This window comes from Citrobacter sp. Cf072 (genome assembly GCF_030334485.1).
In the GTDB taxonomy this organism is placed as follows: domain Bacteria; phylum Pseudomonadota; class Gammaproteobacteria; order Enterobacterales; family Enterobacteriaceae; genus Citrobacter; species Citrobacter freundii.
This window is the reverse complement of sequence record NZ_JAOWDX010000022.1, coordinates 1-251: the sequence shown is the minus strand read 5'-3', so window position 1 is coordinate 251 and position 251 is coordinate 1. Positions and strand designations below refer to the sequence as shown.

Genomic DNA, 251 nt, shown 5'->3' with positions numbered 1-251 from the left:
GTTTCGCCGTACTGCACGCAGAATTCGCGGGCGGGATGGGGCTCATAAAAGGAAGGCACCCAGTCAGTGACGTCGTTTTCAGCAAGCAGGGTGGAGGAAATAGTCTGGATATCCTGCTGCTGAAAGATGCGGAAGTTCTGCCGCAGCCCTGCCCGCCAGAGCGGGGGCGAAACAGTCAGCTGGTAATTCATCTGCCAGTCGTTGTTCTCCCTGAGCTCCACGCCGGTGATGATGCCGTGAAGATAACGCAG

The 251-nt window shown here is 57.4% G+C and carries 1 protein-coding gene; it reads right to left on the bottom strand.

Translation table 11 applies throughout. From position 1 onward, the window contains the following. Nucleotides 1-251 (bottom strand): contractile injection system protein, VgrG/Pvc8 family (locus OGX66_RS01660; protein ID WP_286510803.1); only part of this gene is annotated, 251 nt, incomplete at both ends.